At 73.9% G+C, this 16687-nt stretch carries 17 protein-coding genes and 1 pseudogene; 3 read left to right on the top strand and 15 right to left on the bottom strand.

Annotated features, from left to right (window positions below):
* Window positions 1-47: 47 nt before the first annotated feature.
* The gene (locus ACFY61_RS23790) at window positions 48-461 is read right to left on the bottom strand and encodes a VOC family protein (RefSeq protein ID WP_389474840.1); all 414 of its coding nucleotides are present in this window, start codon (window positions 459-461) and stop codon (window positions 48-50) included.
* Between the two features lie 157 nt (window positions 462-618).
* Between ACFY61_RS23790 and ACFY61_RS23785 the strand changes: the two genes are divergently transcribed.
* Both ACFY61_RS23785 and ACFY61_RS23780 read left to right on the top strand, forming a co-directional pair.
* Window positions 619-1821, top strand: coding sequence for a PP2C family protein-serine/threonine phosphatase (locus ACFY61_RS23785; RefSeq protein WP_389474839.1), 1203 nt, complete (start codon window positions 619-621; stop codon window positions 1819-1821).
* 258 nt (window positions 1822-2079) lie between these two features.
* A complete protein-coding gene (locus ACFY61_RS23780; protein ID WP_389474838.1) occupies window positions 2080-2811 on the top strand; it encodes a hypothetical protein in 732 nt (243 codons plus the stop codon).
* 55 nt (window positions 2812-2866) lie between these two features.
* Here the strand turns inward: ACFY61_RS23780 and ACFY61_RS23775 are convergent, their stop codons facing one another.
* Window positions 2867-3448, bottom strand: a complete 582-nt coding sequence (locus ACFY61_RS23775; protein WP_389474837.1) for a TetR/AcrR family transcriptional regulator — start codon at window positions 3446-3448, stop codon at window positions 2867-2869.
* A 452-nt stretch (window positions 3449-3900) separates the two neighbouring features.
* Here ACFY61_RS23775 and ACFY61_RS23770 point away from each other — a divergent pair, with 452 nt between their 5' ends.
* Complete coding sequence (locus ACFY61_RS23770) at window positions 3901-4152, top strand: DUF6400 family protein (RefSeq protein ID WP_389474836.1); 252 nt, start codon at window positions 3901-3903, stop codon at window positions 4150-4152.
* Between the two features lie 226 nt (window positions 4153-4378).
* Here the strand turns inward: ACFY61_RS23770 and hypE are convergent, their stop codons facing one another.
* The 13 genes and pseudogenes from hypE to ACFY61_RS23705 all read right to left on the bottom strand — a co-directional run bounded on the left by hypE (window position 4379) and on the right by ACFY61_RS23705 (window position 16594).
* Complete coding sequence (hypE, locus tag ACFY61_RS23765; RefSeq protein ID WP_389474835.1) at window positions 4379-5464, bottom strand: hydrogenase expression/formation protein HypE; 1086 nt, start codon at window positions 5462-5464, stop codon at window positions 4379-4381.
* The gene (gene hypD, locus ACFY61_RS23760) at window positions 5457-6626 is read right to left on the bottom strand and encodes a hydrogenase formation protein HypD (protein ID WP_389474834.1); all 1170 of its coding nucleotides are present in this window, start codon (window positions 6624-6626) and stop codon (window positions 5457-5459) included. Before hypD ends, hypE begins: the two co-directional genes overlap by 8 nt.
* Window positions 6623-6943, bottom strand: a complete 321-nt coding sequence (locus ACFY61_RS23755) for a HypC/HybG/HupF family hydrogenase formation chaperone (protein WP_389474833.1) — start codon at window positions 6941-6943, stop codon at window positions 6623-6625. Before ACFY61_RS23755 ends, hypD begins: the two co-directional genes overlap by 4 nt.
* A gap of 10 nt (window positions 6944-6953) precedes the next feature.
* Window positions 6954-9476: a carbamoyltransferase HypF gene (gene hypF / locus ACFY61_RS23750; RefSeq protein ID WP_389474832.1), complete on the bottom strand. Its 2523-nt coding sequence runs from the start codon at window positions 9474-9476 to the stop codon at window positions 6954-6956.
* Entirely contained in the window at window positions 9473-10168 is a 696-nt protein-coding gene (gene hypB / locus ACFY61_RS23745; RefSeq protein WP_389474831.1) for a hydrogenase nickel incorporation protein HypB, read from the bottom strand. Before hypB ends, hypF begins: the two co-directional genes overlap by 4 nt.
* Window positions 10169-10359: 191 nt before the next feature.
* Window positions 10360-10707: pseudogene (locus tag ACFY61_RS23740) on the bottom strand (hydrogenase maturation nickel metallochaperone HypA); the annotation flags it as partial.
* 136 nt (window positions 10708-10843) lie between these two features.
* The gene (locus ACFY61_RS23735) at window positions 10844-10987 is read right to left on the bottom strand and encodes a DUF6893 family small protein (RefSeq protein ID WP_389474830.1); all 144 of its coding nucleotides are present in this window, start codon (window positions 10985-10987) and stop codon (window positions 10844-10846) included.
* Window positions 10984-11499: a hydrogenase maturation protease gene (locus ACFY61_RS23730; RefSeq protein WP_389474829.1), complete on the bottom strand. Its 516-nt coding sequence runs from the start codon at window positions 11497-11499 to the stop codon at window positions 10984-10986. Before ACFY61_RS23730 ends, ACFY61_RS23735 begins: the two co-directional genes overlap by 4 nt.
* Window positions 11496-12902 (bottom strand): hypothetical protein, encoded by a 1407-nt coding sequence (locus ACFY61_RS23725; protein WP_389474828.1) that lies wholly within the window; start codon window positions 12900-12902, stop codon window positions 11496-11498. Before ACFY61_RS23725 ends, ACFY61_RS23730 begins: the two co-directional genes overlap by 4 nt.
* Window positions 12899-13537: a DUF6084 family protein gene (locus ACFY61_RS23720; protein ID WP_389474827.1), complete on the bottom strand. Its 639-nt coding sequence runs from the start codon at window positions 13535-13537 to the stop codon at window positions 12899-12901. The genes ACFY61_RS23725 and ACFY61_RS23720 overlap by 4 nt, the downstream gene beginning before the upstream one ends.
* A complete protein-coding gene (locus ACFY61_RS23715) occupies window positions 13534-14184 on the bottom strand; it encodes a DUF5947 family protein (RefSeq protein WP_389474949.1) in 651 nt (216 codons plus the stop codon). The genes ACFY61_RS23720 and ACFY61_RS23715 overlap by 4 nt, the downstream gene beginning before the upstream one ends.
* Before the next feature lie 74 nt (window positions 14185-14258).
* Window positions 14259-14813, bottom strand: a complete 555-nt coding sequence (locus tag ACFY61_RS23710; protein ID WP_389474826.1) for a hypothetical protein — start codon at window positions 14811-14813, stop codon at window positions 14259-14261.
* Complete coding sequence (locus ACFY61_RS23705; RefSeq protein WP_389474825.1) at window positions 14810-16594, bottom strand: nickel-dependent hydrogenase large subunit; 1785 nt, start codon at window positions 16592-16594, stop codon at window positions 14810-14812. Before ACFY61_RS23705 ends, ACFY61_RS23710 begins: the two co-directional genes overlap by 4 nt.
* Window positions 16595-16687 lie beyond the last annotated feature (93 nt).

Here is a 16687-nt window from a genome sequence, read left to right as displayed (position 1 = left end):
CCCCTCCGGTCCTCCACGGACCCGAGGGGGCCGCCGGGCGTGCGCGGTCAGCCCTGACCGGCGATGTTGACCATCCAGGTGATGCCGAACCTGTCGGTGCACATGCCGAACACGTCGCCCCACATCTGCTTCTCCAGCGGGACGGAGACGGTGCCGCCGTCCGCGAGCTTCTCCCAGTAGCCGCGCAGCTCGTCCGCGTCGTCGCCGCTCAGGCTCACCGCCATGTTGTTCCCCGGCTCGTGCGGCATGCCCGGCGGCGTGTCGGCGCCCATCAGGGTGAACCCGGCGGGGGTCTCCAGCATGCCGTGCATGATCTTGTCGTCGTATCCGGGCGGCCCCCCGGAGCCGTACTCGCCGTATCCGTGCAGGCTCAGGTTCCCGCCCAGGACGCTCCGGTAGAACTCCATGGCCTCCCGGGCATCGCCGGAGAAGCTGATGTACGGATTGAGTCGCGACGCCAACGGACGCTCCTTCTCGGGACGAGCACCAAGTACCGGCAGCGTACGGGCGTCCCGGGCTAAATCGGACGGGACACGCGCCCGCCTGTCGCCCGGAACCGCCGCTGCCTGGTGGAATGCCTTACTCGACGGCCGACGGCGACGGGGGTGACGGGGCAGGGTGTCCGAGCAGGGCGGGCTGGAGACGCGTCTGCGCGCCGCGGAAGCGGCCCTCGACCGGATCGGAACGACCTCCGACGAACGGCAGACCTGCCGGGAGCTGGCCCACTTCCTGATCCGCACGCTGTGCGACGCGGCGGCCGTGGACCTGGCCGGCCCCGGAACGGAACCCGCGCGCGTGGCGCTGGCCGGAGCGACCGCCCTCCTCGAACCCGCCCCGGACGTCGCCTCCGCCGTACGGGCGCTTGACCGTGGCCACCCCCTCCGGGCGTGGACCGCGGGAGCCCCGGACACCCCCGTGCACCTGGTCGTGGTCCCGCTGATCACCCGCGACGAGGTGTACGGCACGCTCCTCGCCGCGCGCAGGCACGTACCGTTCGGCGACCAGGACCTGGCGACGCTGCACTTCGCGGCGCGGCTGGCGAGCGTCCACATCGGGTACGCCCGCCGGCTGTCGGCGATGGAACGGTCCACGACCGAACTCCAGCGGGCCCTGGTCTCCGAGCCCGGCCGGCCGCACCCGAACCTGGAGGTCGCCAGCCGCTACCTGCCGCACGGCGGCGGCACCGTGGTGGGCGGCGACTGGTTCGAGACGGTACGGCTGCACTTCGGCCGCACCCTGGTGGTGGTCGGCGACGTCATGGGGCACGGCCTGGACGCCGCCGTCGACATGAACGCCTACCGCGCCGTCCTCCGCGAGATCGCCTCCACCGACCTCGCCCCGCACCGGGTGCTGCGGCAGATGGACGCACTGTCCGCGGAGGACGAGGCCCGCAGACCCGCCACCTGCCTGCTGGTCCGGGTCGACCCGGCCCGCGGCACCGCCGTCTACGCCAGCGCCGGGCACCTGCCGCCCGCGGTCTTCACCCGGGACGGCGGCGAGCTGCTGGACGTACCGGTCGGCCCGCCGCTCGGCACCGGCATGGGCGGCTACGAGGCGCTCGCCCGGCCGATCGACACCGGTCAGGTGCTCCTGCTCTACACCGACGGCCTCGTCGAGCGCCGCGGCGAGGACATCAACGCCTCGTTGGACCGCCTGATCTCACTGCGCGTCAGGGTGGACGCGCCGCTCGGGGACGTGGTGGACGCGGTCTGCGACGGACTGGACGCGCAGCACGCCGAGGACGACGTGGCCGTACTCGCCGCCCGCCTGCGGCACCGCCCACCGCGCCACCCCCACGACGCCGCAGACCATCCCGCTTGAGGCAGCGCTGCACGCCGGGGTCCCCGACGACGAGCCGGCCGACACCCGCCGTTCACCGCCGACCCCACTGCACTTCGGGGGTGCTGGTTCCAGCGTGGCCAACTCGGCCCTGAACTCACGCTCCCCGCCTTCGAGCGTCGGGTCCTGATCCGACGGCGGCGCCGGGCCGTCCGGTGGTGGTCGGTTCGGGGTGTGGGGGCGGCCTTGATTAGGCTCGCTCTGGCGCCCCTGTGATCGTGTACGACCGAGGAGGTCCTCATGTCCCCCGCCGGCGAAGACCAGCAGCTGCTGGACCCGGTCAGCGTGCTCAACGCGAAGACGACGCTCGTGCAGCTCCTGGCCCGTGCGGGGGTGCGCACCGGGGACGCGGAGGAGCTGATCGGGCTCGTCGAGGCCGGTGCGCTGGCGGTGGCGCACGCGCAGGTCGCGGGGAGCGGGACGCCCGCCCCCCGGGAGGACGGCGCGGACTACGCGTCCGGATGGCGCGACGGTGCGAGCGCCGTCCGCGACGAGCTCGGCGAGCTCGCGGAACGCACGCTGCGGGACGCGTTCGGTGCGGGGGCGGCGGAGGGTGCGCCCGGTGACGTCCGTCCCGTGGGGAGGATGGAGCTGGAGCGGGCGCAGGTGGCCGTGCTGCCCCTCTACCTCGCCGTCAGCCAGGTCTCGGACCTCGACCCGGAGGTGTCGAAGCCGGTGCTCACCGCCGTCCTGGGCACGATGGGCGCGCGGGAGCGGGCCGCGTACGCGGGGCGGCTGACGCGGTTCGCCTCGTCCCACCGCGACCGTCTGGAGCGGCTGTACGGGGGGCACGGGCCGGGCAGCCCGATCGCGGTCCACGGGCGCTACACGCTGCTCCACTCCCCCACGAGTGTGGCCGTGCTGGAGCGTCTGATCACCACGCCGGCGGAGCTGCGGGAGGAGTGGGACGCCGCCGAGCTGCCTCCGATGTGGCTGGACGGCCTGCTGAACGCGTGGGCCGCGTCGGCCTGACGGGACCGCCGGCCGGCCTGCCGCGCGGCTCGAAGGGGCTGCGGCGGGGCGGGCGTCAGCTGTCCCGGAGCCCGGCCAGTTCGGCGTCGATGGCGCCGCGCAGCAGGTCGCGCGCATGGTCGATGCGGGTGCCGCCGCTGAGCCACCGCATGCTCAGTCCTTCGAGCAGGGCGGTCAGCCGCTCGGCGGCGGCGGCGAGCGACGGGGCCGGTGCGGTCGGCTCCACCTGGCCGAGCAGCGCGGCCACTTCCTGCACCCACACCCCGGTGGCCCTGGCCAAGTCCTCGCGCAGGACCTCGTCGAAGACGGCGCTCGCCCGGAGTTCACCCCACGCCGCGCTGTTCTCGCGTACCTCCACCGTGTCCTGGAGTTCCAGCAGCAGGGATTCCTCCAGTTCCTCGCGGGGCGAGAGCGGAGGGTCGGACGGGTCGCGGTCGGTGGTGTACCGCTCGGCGCGGTCGTTGATGAACTCCAGGGTCTGACGGAGGACGCCGGTGCGGTCCTTGAAGTGGTAGTAGATCAGGGCGGTGGAGACACCGGCCTCGGCGGCGAGTTCCTCGACGCGCAGTCCGCGGACGCCGCGCCGGGCGATCACCCGGGCGGCCGCTTCGAGGATCCGTGTGCTGCGCGACGCCATGGCCCGCACCTTACCGGGACGCCCCGGGCCGCGGGTAAGCGGCCCGTCACGGCGCGCGCTGGTCAGGAGCGTGCGCTCGGGTCCCGTACCCGTTAGGACCCGTGACCGCCGCAGCCGGCGCCGTGGCCTGCGCGGTCACGACCGGCGCCGTCAGATCCGCCCGGGCTCGAACGCCGGCGAGGCTGGAACGGCCCGACGAGGGCGCCACCCCCGCAGCCGGGCCCCGGTGCGGCCGCCCAGGCCCGAGCGCCCCGCACCCCGCGCCTCGAACGCCGGCGAGGCTGGACGTGCCGGCCGTGCGGTGGGTCCGGTCGGTCGGCGGGGTCGGCGGTCGGCAAGGGGGCGGGGCGGGGACATGAGGTGTGCCACACCCGGGCTTCGGCTCTTCCCCGTCGAACACGCACTCTGGTAGACGTGGCGGAACCAGTCCGTTTCCGCCGAAAGCACCCGCCATGAACCAGGGCCCCGATTCCGATCAGCTGATCTTCACCATCGATCTGACCGTCGAGGAGGCGCGTCGGCGGGCCGAGGTGATGGCGGCCCTCGGTTCCGAGTGGGATCCGGTGGCGGTGCTGCGGGACGAGGACGCCGCGTACGCGTTGCTCTACTCGGGTCTGGACGCCGAGCAGCAGCGGATCCACGCCGCGCTGGTGGAGGCGGGCGTGCTGCCCGGACGGGAGCAGGGCGATGCGGCTTCCCATTGATCCCCACGCCGACCGGGCCCGCCGGGCCTGGGTGGCGTGCCCGGGGTGCGACGACGCGCGGGGCTGCGAGCCCTGCGGGCAGGGCCGCAACTGTGCCGCGCACTGGCGTTACCTGATCTCCAGCAACGGGCACCGGGTGCATCTGCAGTGCCCGAACTGCGCCCATGCCTGGACCCTGGACACCTCCACCTCCACGCCCCGCGGCCGCCGTCCCGGGCGCTGAGGTTCAGCAGATCCGCGGCAGCTGTTCGCCGAGCGGCATGTCCACGACGCGGGTGCCGCCGAGGCCGGTGCGGGCGACGACCATGCCGGGGTGGGCCTCCACGGCTTCGCCGATCACGGTGGCTTCGCCGCCGAGCGGGTGGGCGCGCATCGCGGCGAGGACGGCGTCGGCCTCGCCGCGGGGTACGAAGGCGACGAGCTTGCCCTCGTTGGCCACGTACATCGGGTCCAGGCCGAGCACCGCGCAGGCGTTGGCGACGGGTTCGGGTACGGGGACGGCCCGTTCCCGGATGACGACGCCGGTGCCGGAGGCGGCCGCGATCTCGTTGAGCGAGGCGGCCAGGCCGCCGCGGGTGGGGTCCCGCAGGACGTGCAGGTCGGGTGTGACGGCGAGCATGGTCTCGACCAGTCCGCCGAGGGCGGCGCAGTCGCTCTCGATCTCGACCCCGAACTCCAGGCCCTCCCGGACGCTCATGATCGCCACTCCGTGCAGACCGATGGCGCCGCTGACGATCACGACGTCGCCGGGGACGACGCGCTGGGGGCGCAGGTCCACGCCGTCGGGGATCAGTCCGATTCCGGAGGTGTTGACGTAGATGCCGTCTCCGTGGCCGGCTTCCACGACCTTGGTGTCGCCGGTGGCGACCTGGACGCCGGCCGTCCGGGCGGCCGCACCGAGGGCGTTGGCGACGCGGGCGACGACGTCGGTCTCCACGCCCTCCTCCAGGATGAAGCCGCAGGCGAGGTAGGCCGCCCGGGCACCGCTCATGGCGAGGTCGTTGACGGTTCCGTTGACGGCGAGGTCGCCGATGCTGCCGCCGGGGAAGAACAGGGGCCGCACCACGTAGGAGTCGGTGGAGAACGCCAGCCGGGCGCCGCCGAGTTCGAGGGCTGCGGCGTCGGTGGTGGTGGAGAGCGCCGGCCCGCCGAACGCGGGCGCGAAGACCTGTTCGACGAGTTCGGCCGACATGGCGCCGCCGCCGCCGTGGCCCATCACGACCCGGGACCGGTCCGCCGACGGGGCCGGGCAGGTCCAGTTGAGGAGGTCGGGTGCCTGCTCCGGCACGCCGGCGCGAGTGGTCTCAGACAACGGAACCGGCCTCCGTGACGCGGGAGTTGGAAGTGGGCACGGGTGGGGTCGGCAGCGGTCGCGGTGCGGTGCCCCGGTCGAGCCGCCGGTAGAGGTAGTAGGCGGCGCAGGCGCCCTCGCTGGAGACCATGGTGGCGCCCAGCGGCGAGCGGGGCGTGCAGACCGTGCCGAACGCCTCGCACTCGTGGGGCTTCAGCAGGCCCTGGAGCACCTCGCCGCTGCGGCACGCGGCCGGTTCGCGGGTGTCGATGCCCTCGACGGAGAAGCGGACCTCGGCGTCGAAGTCGCGGTACCGCTCCGACAGCCGCCAGCCGCTGTCCGGGATGACGCCGATGCCCCGCCACGCCCGGTCGGTGACCTCGAAGACGTCGTCGAGCATGGCGCGGGCGGCCGGGTTGCCCTCCGGGCGGACGGCCCGGGCGTACGCGTTCTCGACGGCGTGTTCGCCGCGCTCCAGCTGGCGCACGGTCCGCCGTACGCCTTCGAGGATGTCGAGGGGTTCGAAGCCGGTGACCACGATCGGGACCCGGTACTTCGCGGCGAGTTCGGGGTACTCCTCGGTGCCCATCACGCTGCACACGTGGCCGGCAGCGAGGAAGGCCTGTACGCGGCACTCCGGGGACCGCATGATGGCCTCGATCGCCGGGGGCACCCGGACGTGGGAGACGAGCAGGCTGAAGTTGCGGATGCCCAGCCGGCGCGCCTGGTGGACGGTCATGGCGTTGGGCGGTGCCGTGGTCTCGAAGCCGATGCCGAAGAACACCACTTCGCGGTCCGGGTTCTGTTCGGCGATCCGCAGCGCGTCGAGGGGCGAGTAGACGACGCGGACGTCGCCGCCCGTCCCGCGGACCTGGAACAGGTCGCGGCCGGTGCCGGGCACCCGCAGCATGTCGCCGAAGGAGCAGAACACCACCCCGGGGCGGGAGGCGATCTCCAAGGCCTTGTCGATGACCTCCAGCGGTGTCACGCACACCGGGCAGCCCGGCCCGTGGATCAACTCGATCTCCTCGGGCAGGAGTTGGTCGATGCCGTGGCGGATGATGCTGTGCGTCTGGCCGCCGCAGACCTCCATCAGCGCCCAGGGGCGGGTCACCGTCGCGCGGATGTCGTCGAGCAGCCGTCGGGCCAGCCCGGGGTCCTGGAACTCGTCGATGTACTTCACCGGTGCACCTCCCCGGCGGCGCCGTCGTGCGCCGGCCGTTCGCTTCCCGCCGCTTCGGCGGCCGACTCCCACGGGTCGCCGAACTCCTCCTGGAGCATGCCGAGGGTCTCGAACAGCTCCAGCGTCCGCCGCGCCGACTCCTCGTCCAGTCGCTGCAGGGCGAACCCGACGTGGACGATGGCGTACTCGCCGACCTTCAGGTCCGGCAGGTACTCCAGGCAGACCTCCTTGACCACGCCGCCGAAGTCGACGGTGGCCATCCGGGTTCCCTCCCGGTCCTCGACGTCCAACACCCTTCCGGGTACCGCCAGGCACATGTGCTTCTCCTCACTGTCGCTGTCCCGGTCCCGCGCCGGGGGCCGCCCCGGCGGCGGCACGGGCGGCCACGACGAGCTGGCCGAGCGCCAGCCCCCCGTCGTTCGGCGGGATCCGGCGGTGGCGCAGCACCCGGAAGCCGTCCTGCCGCAGGGCGTGGGCGCACGCCGAAGAGAGCACCGTGTTGGCGAACACTCCCCCGGTCAACGCGACGGTATCCACGCCGAGTCGGGTGCGGGCGGCGGCGCAGGCGGCGTGCACCAGGCCGGCCACGGCGTGGTGGAACCGGGCGGCGACCACGGCCTCGGGGACGCCCGCGCGCACGTCCTCGGCGACGGCCGTCAGCAGCGGCGCCGGGTCGGCGGCGATCGGGTCCCCGGCCCGCGGCGCGTCCAGCCGGAAGGCGTAGCGCGGGTCGGCGCCGGTCCCGGGTGCGCGGAGCGCGGCGGCCTCCAGCTCGATCGCGGCCTGCGCCTCGTAGCCGGAGTGGTGGCAGATGCCGGCGAGGGAGGCGACCGCGTCGAAGAGCCGGCCCATGCTGGACGTCGGCACGCAGTTCACTCCCCGCTCCAACTGGCGGCGCAGGAGCGGGAGTTCCGCCGGAGGACAGGCGCGTACGCAGGGCAGTTCCGGGTCGGGTGCGAGGTCGGCCGCGTACAGGTGGGCCAGGGCCATGCGGTAGGGGTGCCGTACGGCGGCGTCGCCGCCGGGCAGCGGTACGTAGGCCAGGTGCGCGAACCGCGTGAACCGGGCGTAGTCCGCGAGGAGGAACTCCCCGCCCCACACCGCCCCGTCGAGGCCGTACCCGGTGCCGTCGAAGGCGACGCCGAGCACGGGACGGGTGCCGTCGAGGCCGTTCTCGGCCATGGCGGCGGCGACGTGCGCGTGGTGGTGCTGCACGGGGACGACCGGCCGGCCGGCGGCATGGCGGTGGGCCCAGCCGGTGGACCGGTAGCCGGGGTGGCGATCGGCGGCCAGCAGGCCGGGGCGGACGCCGGTGACGGACTCCAGCTGCCGCTCGGCGGAGGCGAGGGCCTGCTGGGTGGCGAGGTCGTCCATGTCGCCGACGTGGGCGGACAGCCAGGCCCTGCGGCCGTCGCCGAGGCAGAAGGCGTTCTTGAGGTCGCCGCCCACGGCGAGGGCCGGGACGACGTCGACGGGCAGGTCGACCGGCAGGGGGGCGTAGCCGCGGGAGCGGCGCAGCACCAGCGGCTCGCCGTCGCAGATCCGGACGACGGAGTCGTCGCAGGGCACGTGGATGGGGCGGTCGTGCAGCAGCCAGGCGTCGGCGAGGCCGGCGAGCCGCGTCAGGGCCTCCGTGTCGTCGGTGACGATCGGCTCGCCCGAGAGGTTGCCACTGGTCATGACCAGCAGGCGGGGCCCGTCGCGGTCGGGGGCGCCGAGCCCGAGGAGCAGGTGGTGCACGGGGGTGTACGGGAGCATGACGCCGAGGTCGGGGCTGCCGGGCGCGACCGCCGGGGCGGGGGCGGTGCCGGGGCGCGGGCGGGCGTCCTGGCGGCGGCGCAGCAGGACGACGGGGCGGACGGGGCCGGTGAGGAGGGCGCGTTCCGCGGGGCCGAGGTGGACGAGGGCTTCGATGTCGGCGGTGTCGGCCGCCATCACCGCGAACGGTTTGTCGCCGCGCGCCTTGCGGCGGCGCAGTGCGGCCACGGCGGCGGCGTTGGTGGCGTCACAGGCCAGGTGGTAGCCGCCCAGGCCCTTGACGGCCAGGATCGCGCCGGCGGCGAGCATCCGCCGCGCCTCGGCCACCGGATCCGGCCCGGGCTCGGGCGCCGGCCGGCGGCCGCCCGGGTGCGTCCCGTGGCCGGACGCCGGGTCCGACCCGCGGCCGGGCGCCGGGTCCGGCCCGGGGCCGTGGACCGACTGAGGTACGGAAGACGGCCGTTGGCGGCGGGAGGCCGGTGCGGTGACCAGGCGGAGCCGGGGGCCGCAGCCGGGGCAGGCGACCGGCTGGGCGTGGAAGCGCCGGTCCGCCGGGTCCTCGTACTCCCGGGCGCAGTCCGGGCACATGGGGAAGCCGGCCATGGTGGTGTGGGCTCGGTCGTAGGGCAGGCCGGTGACGATGGTGAACCGGGGGCCGCAGTGGGTGCAGGTGATGAAGGGGTGCAGGTGGCGGCGGTCGGCGGGGTCGGCGAGTTCGGCGAGGCAGTCCTCGCAGGTGGCCGTGTCGGGCGGTACGAGGGTGCGGGCGGTGCCGCCCCGCCGGGAGGGCACGATGGTGAACCCGCTGCCGCCGGCGGCGGCGACCTCGGCCGTCTCCACGGACTCCACCCGGGCCAGCGGCGGCGCTTCGGGCGCGATCCGGGCGCAGAAGGCCGCCACGTCCGCCGGCTCCCCCTCGACCTCGGCGACCACGCCGTCGGGGGTGTTCGTCACGTGGCCGGACAGCCGCAGCCCGGTGGCGAGGGCGTACAGGTAGGGCCGGAACCCGACGCCCTGGACGACCCCGCGTACGACCACCCGGCTGCGCCGCGCGGCCGGGGCGGGCGCGGGACCTGGCCGCGCGGTGGTCACGCGCCGGCCCGGGCCATCACCGGGGTGTGGACCCCGTTCCCCCCGGCGGCGGCCAGGGCCCGGTCCAGGAGCACGCCGGTGCCGCGGCCGTCGCGTACGGAGGTGAGGGCGACTTCGACGCCGGGGTTGACCTGCTCCACGTTGCGGCGGAAGGCCGCCTCGTCGAAGTCGGCGGCCGCGGCCAGGTCGGTCTTGGTGACGACCACCAGGTGGGCCAGCCCGAACGCGGTGGGGTACTTGAGGGGCTTGTCCTCGCCCTCGGTGACCGAGGCGAGGACGACGCGGAGGGTTTCCCCGAGGTCGTAGCCGGCCGGGCAGACGAGGTTGCCGACGTTCTCGACGAACAGCAGCCGGGTGTCCTCGGGCAGCCAGTCGTGCAGGTGCCGGGCGACCATGTCCGCCTCCAGGTGGCAGAGGCCGTCGGTGAGGACCTGCTTGACGGGGACGCCGGCGCGGGCGAGGCGTTCGGCGTCGCGTTCGGTGGCCAGGTCGGCGGTGAGCGCGGCCGCGCTGACGCCCCGTTCGACGGACAGCCGCAACTCGGCTTCCAGCAGGGCGGTCTTGCCGCTGCCGGGGCTGGAGAGCAGGTTGACCACGGTGGTGCCGCGGGCGGTGAGTTCGGTGCGCAGGACGCCCGCCGCGGCTTCGTTCCTGGCGAGGACCGCCCGCTGGAGGTCGACTACTCGGCACATGTTCGGCTCTCCTCGGTGATCGGTCGGGGCAGCGGTTCGGGTACGGGACGGGCCGTCCCGGCAGCGGCAGCGGCATCCGCATCGGCAGAGGCAGCGGGTGAGGCGGCGACGGCAGCCGTACCGGCGTCCGGAGCGGCAGCGCCGGCACCCTCGTCGGCACCCCCGCCCCCGCCCTCGTCCGCCCCCGCCCCCGCCTCCGCCCACCTGACCTCGCGGATCCGCAGTTCGCGGCCGGACACCAGCTCCACGGCCGCCCCGCCGCAGCCCGGGCAGAGCAGCCGCGGCGGCATGCCGACCGCCCAGACCTCGGCGCACGGCTCGCAGCGCGCGGAGCCCGGGACGGTACGGGTGATCAGTTCGGCGCCCTCGGCGACGGTGCCGGCGCAGGCGAGCCCGAAGCAGAAGTCGAGCGCGTCGGCGACCACGCCGGCCAGCTCGCCGACGTCCAGCCGGATGGTGGTGACGCCGGCGGCCCCGCGGGCCCGGGCCGCCGTCTCGACCTGCTCGACGACGGCCAGCGCCACGGACATCTCGTGCATCGCTCGCTCTCCGTCCCGGCCCGGTCCTCCTGTTACGGGCGCCATTACAGGACGGGCGGGCGGTGCGGCGTCGCCCGGCGCGCCGGTCCCGGCGCGCGGTGTCGTCCGTTCGGTGCAGCCGGAAGCAGCCGGAGGGTCACATCCTGCTGATGCGCAGGTAGCGCCGGACGTCCGGCAGCACGCCCTTGGCCAGGGCGACCACGGCCAGCGCCGCGGTGACGGCGGCCGCGGCGGTGCCGATGCCGTTCCTGTGCTTGGCGGACTTCTTGTGGTGCTTCATACGACGGCCTCCTCGGCGACCAGTTCACGGACCATGCGGACGGCCTCGGGAACCGCGGCCCCGACCCGCGGGCTGAGGCCGATGCCCTCGTCGAGGCAGGCGGGTTCGCAGCCGACGACGAGGATCCGGCTCGGTGGTTTCGCGCCGGTTCCGGCGCACAGGGTGTCCAGCAGGGCGAGGACGGTGTCGGGGCCCATCCGGTGACCGTCCAGCGGTACGTGGGTCCTGCCGCCGGTACGCCCGTCGGGCTCGGTGACGTCCAGCAGGTACAGGGTGCCCGGTTCGCCGCCGCGCGCGGTGACGTCGACGAGGACGAGGGTGTCGAAGCCGTCGAGCAGCCGGTAGGCGAGGTCGACGCCGCGGATCCCGGTGTCGACGGCCTCGACGCCGTCGGGGAGCGGTTCGCGCAGCAGGCGGCGTACGGTCTCGACGCCGAAGCCGTCGTCGCCGAGGAGGATGTTGCCGACGCCGGCCACCAGGGTGCGGGCGGTGCCGGGCGGGGGGTGGTTCACGTCTCCTCCGGTGCTTCGACCTCGTCGGGCTGGAAGTAGAGGAACCGGCCCTGTTCGCGGCGGATGTCCGCGCCCGGGTCGTCCTCCAGGGTGACGGCGATGTGGACGCCCCCGTCGACGTCGTGCAGCACGGCCTCGACCAGGGCGGTGCGGCCGGCCACGAACAGGTCCTGGGCGTCCGTGCGGTGCAGCCGGGGGCGCAGGACCACCCTGCTGCCGGCGCGTACGGGGTGCCCGCCGACCAGGACGTGGTCGCGGGCGGGGTCCACGGTGGTGTCGCCGCCGGGGTCCCACCAGGGGGTGTCCGGCGCGAGGACGTCGCCGGTCGCCGGCCGGTCCGGTCCGGTGGCCTCCCGCAGGCCGCGGACCGCTCCGTGCAGGCGTTCCAGGATCTCGGGCGGCATGGTGTCGGCGAGGTCGATGACGGCCGCGGCGCGCGGGTCGGTCCCCCGGGCCTCGCGCTTCTCCTCGTCGGTGAGGGCGGCGGTGCGCAGGGCGAGGATCTCGTCGATCTCGGTGGCGTCGTAGAGGGCGCCGGGGCTCTCGGGGGCGATGGCCGGGTGGTCCTCCAGGATGATCGGCGAGGAGAGCACCAGGTCGGAGCGGCCGGGTTCGCCGGCCAGGACGGGCCAGGTGCGGAGGTTGTCGCAGCCGGCGACGGCTCCCCTGGCCCATTCCGGGGGGTCGGTCATGGAGAGGAAGGAGCCGCTGTCGAGGCGGAGCAGCGTGTGCGTGGCGACCAGCGAGTACGGGAGTGCCGCGTGCCGGTCGGCGGCGGGGCCCGGGATGAAGGGCGTGGTGTTCTCCACGGTGACCGTCAGGCGGGCGACGCGGTAGGGGCCGTCGAGTTCGGTCGCGGTGATCCGCACGGTGCCGGTGATCTCCTCGCGGCGGCGCAGGAGCCGGCCGCGGACGCGTCCGTCGGGGCCGGTGACGTGTTCGACGTCCTCGGCGGCGGGGCGGGTGAACGGCAGTGCGGTGCCGTCGCCTTGGAGTTCGGTGACGGGGACGGTGAGGGTGACGGTTTCCTCGACGCCCTCGTCCCAGGCGACCAGGAAGCGGTCGTCCAGGCGGAGTTCGGCGGCCGGGGTGAAGGTGCCGTCCTCGTGGCGTTCCTCGACGGTCCGCCGCTGGACCCTCAGGAAGCGGACTTCCAGGGCGAGTTCGGCGCCGGTCCTGGGTTCCATAAGGCATTCGGTGCGCTGGAGGTGGTGTTCCTCGGTGCGGGCGCTCCAGGCCGGCGGGACGAGGACGCCGAACTGCCAGCGGAACCTGTTCTTCGCGGCCGACGCCCGGTAGGGGTAGAGGACGTAGCCCTCGAAGAGGACGGCGTCGGCGACCTGCCGGGCGGCGGCGAACCGTGCCTCGGTGGCGGGGGCGAAGGCGGCGGGGGTGAGGGTCATCGGGTGTCCTCCGCGGCCGTCGCGAGGAGGGACTCGACGGTGGCCTGCCAGGAGGGCAGGGCCCGTCGTGACCGGTAGGCGAGGAGGGCGTCCATGGTGTCGTCGGGGAGCCGGATCCAGCCGCAGCCGGGGAAGTGCTGGTCGATCATCTCCTGCCAGACCTTCACGGGCATCCGGTGGGCGACTTCCTTGTCCCAGGGCACGGGTTCGACGTGGAAGCCGCCGGGGCCGGTGAAGGCGGTGCCGGAGAACAGCAGGAGCAGGGGGACCTCTCCGCCGGTGAGGGCCCGGAAGTAGCGGGAGGCGGCGATGTCGGTGTCGTAGGTGCAGGGCACGGTGAGGTCGGTCTCGATCTCGCCGGTGAAGCCGGGGACGATCGTGGAGACGTGGGCGAACTGCACCGGGTTGAGGGTGTTGCCCCAGCGGGAGCGTTCGCCGAACAGGTCGGTGAGGGCGGCGGCTTCGGCGTCGTCGTATCCGCGCCGGGCTGGTTCGACGCGGATCTGGCAGCGGAGCGCGAGGGCGTGGACGCGGGTGCCGGGCGTGGCGGTGATCCGCAGCCGGAACACCAGGGTCGGTCCGGCGGCGTAGGGGTCGGCCCGTACGCCGGTGCAGGCGAAGGAGAACTCGGTCACGGCCGGCTCCCCCGGGGCTCGCGGGCGGTGTCGCGTACGCGGGCGAAGACGGAGTCGAGGTCGGCGCGGGCCTCGGCACCGCCGTCGAAGCCCTGCCAGTGCAGTCGCATGCGGCCCACCAGTTCGTAGCAGAGGTCGATCGGGACGAGGAAGCACTCGGTGTGTCCCCCGTGCCGGCGCAGCAGCAGCGCCTCCACGTCGGGTTCGAGGTGGGCGGCGAGCCGGGTGGCGTCGAGGACGGTCCGCCAGGACTCCTCGTCGAGTTCGCTCTCGGTGGCGCCGGCGGGGCTCGGGTAGAGGGCGACCGGCCGGTCGAGGGCGGAGTTGTGGAAGAGGAACGCGACGGAGACGGGGATCCGCAGCGCCTCCCACACCCGGTCGTCGACGTGGTGGTGGGGGTCGCTGAGGTAGCGGGCGGGGACGGTGCGGAAGCGTCCGGGACCCGTGCCGGAGTGGTCCATCAGCTGGGAGCAGGGCACGCAGGCGCAGACCAGGGCGCGTCTGCCGGTGTCGGCCAGGTGCGGGTGGCTCTCGCCGGCGAGGTGGGCCCCGCACAGTTCGCAGCGTTCCTCGCGGGGCGGCCGGGGCGCGGTGAACCGGTACAGCCCGGCGGGCCGGCGGGTCGTACGGCCGGGGCCGCCGGGCAGAGCGCCTGGAACACCGCCCGGCAGACCGCCCGGCAGGCTGCCGGGCGGGCGGACGGGGTGCCCGGTGTGGCCGGTCACTGGGTGCCGGCCGGGGCGAGGCCGCCGGCGCCTGCGCGCGGCGGGGCGTTGCCGATCTGGAGCAGCGGCGGCTCCGGCGCGCCGGCCGGCTCCAGTTCGACGGAGGTGACCTCGGGGGCGAAGCAGGACAGGGCGTCGGCCGCGGCCTGCCGGACGGATTCGCGGGTGCTGGAGCAGCCGCAGCCGGAGGAGCCGGCCGGCTGGAGCCGCAGCCGCAGCACCCCGGTGTCGGGGTCGAAGCCGGCGTTCGACGCGGGCTGCGACAGTCCGGCCAGGGCGCGGTCGATGCGGTCGGGCAGCGCCTCGGGGTGCAGCCCGTGCAGGTTGAGCAGGCTGGCGACGAGTTCGTCGCCGAGCAGCGCGGCCGTGGGGCCGGCGGAGCGTCCGAGGAGGTCGAGGATGCGGGCGAGCCCGCTGCCGTAGAACTCCATCAGCACCCGTACGACTTCCTCGGCCGCCTCGCACGCCTCGGTGTCGCCGGTCCGGGCCAGGCGGTCGAGGACGTCCTCGACGCGCCGGCCCGCCTGCTCGGCGGTGGTGGCGGGGCTCATCCGCCCAGTCCGCTCAGGCCGGTGGGCACGTGCATCGCCTTCACCGTCCGGCCGTTGCCCGTGTACATGTGGACGCCGCAGGGCAGGCAGGGGTCGAAGCTGCGCACGGCCCGCATGATGTCGATGCCCTTGAAGTTCTCCGGGGAGTTCTCCTCGAAGATCGGGGTGTTCTGCACGGCGTCCTCGTAGGGTCCGGGGGTGCCGTAGCTGTCGCGGACGCTGGCGTTCCAGGGGGTCGGCGGGTAGGGGTGGTAGTTGGCGATCTTCCCGTCGCGGATGACCATGTGGTGGGAGAGCACGCCGCGCACCGCCTCGGTGAAGCCGCAGCCGATGGACTCGTCCGGCACCTCGAACTTCTCCCAGGTCTGGGTGCGTCCGGCGCGGACCTCGGCCAGTCCCTGTTCGGCGCAGTGCAGCGCGATGCCGGCCGCGTAGGCCTGGAAGTAGGTGCGGGCGCGGTTGCGTTCCAGCGCGTTGCTCCAGCGCGGGATCTTCCACTCGAAGGTGGTCTCCGGCTTGGTCATGGTGCGCGGCAGGTTGATGACGACGCTGTGCCCGGTGGCCTTGACGTAGCCGACGTCGACGAGGCCGGACAGCGCGGTGGACCACAGGCGGGCGATGGGGCCGCCGCCGGTGTCCAGGGCGAGGTGGTCCTTGCCGTCGAACCAGCGCGGGGACATGACCCAGCTGTACTTGTCGTCAAAGTCGCGTTTCTGCGGGGCCGGGATGGTGTGCTGGTTCCACGGGTGGCGGGGGTCGACCGGGTTGCCGAGCGGGTCGTGGGTGACGAACTGCTCCTGGCCCTGCCAGTCCTCGTAGTAGGAGCTGCCGAGCAGGATGCGGATGCCGAGGTTGATCCGGGTGAGGTCGTTGGTGACCAGCTTGCCGTCGACGACGATGCCGGGGGTGACGAACATCCTCCGGCCCCAGTCGGTCATGTTGGCGTAGGTGAAGTCGCAGTACTCGGGGTCGTTGAGGGCGCCCCAGCAGCCGAGCAGGACGCGGCGTCGGCCGACCTCCTCGTAGCCGGGCAGGGCCTCGTAGAAGAAGTCGAAGAGGTCGTCGTGGAGCGGGACGACGCGCTTCATGAACTCGACGTAGCGCATCAGCCGGCTCATGTAGTCGGTGAAGAGCTGCACCGAGGCGACGGTGCCGACGCCTCCGGGGTAGAGGGTGGAGGGGTGCACGTGGCGGCCCTCCATCAGGCAGAACATCTCCCGGGTGTAGCGGCTGACCTGGAGGGCCTCGCGGTAGAACTCGCCTTCGAGGGGGTTGAGGGAGCGCATGATGTCGGCGATGGTGCGGTAGCCGTGGTCCTCGGCGTGCGGGGCCGGGGTGCGCTCGGCGAGTTCGAGGACTCCGGGGTTGGTCTCGCGGACCATCTTCTCGCAGTAGTCGACGCCGACCAGGTTCTCCTGGAAGATGTTGTGGTCGAACATGTACTCGGCGGCCTCGCCGAGGTTGATCACCCACTCGCCGAGGTGGGGCGGCTTCACGCCGTAGGCCATGTTCTGGGCGTAGACCGAGCAGGTGGCGTGGTTGTCGCCGCAGATGCCGCAGATGCGGCTGGTGATGAAGTGGGCGTCGCGCGGGTCCTTGCCGCGCATGAAGACGCTGTAGCCGCGGAAGACCGAGGACGTGCTGTAGCACTCGGCCACGCGCTTCTGCTTGAAGTCGATCTTGGTGTGGATGCCGAGACTGCCCACGATCCGTGTGATGGGGTCCCAGGCCATCTCCACCAGGCCGCTTCCGTCGCCCTTCGTCTTCGCCTGAGATGCCATGGTCTGTGCGGTGCCCTTCGTCAGCTGGTCGACTTCGCGAACGGTGCGGTGGGTGGGGTGGTTGGGGTGGATGGGGTGGCTGGAGTCGGTGCG

This window comes from Streptomyces sp. NPDC012888, from assembly GCF_042900645.1.
In the GTDB taxonomy this organism is placed as follows: domain Bacteria; phylum Actinomycetota; class Actinomycetes; order Streptomycetales; family Streptomycetaceae; genus Streptomyces.
Note: the sequence above shows the minus strand (reverse complement) of the source record. Positions and strands in the feature narration are given on the sequence as shown.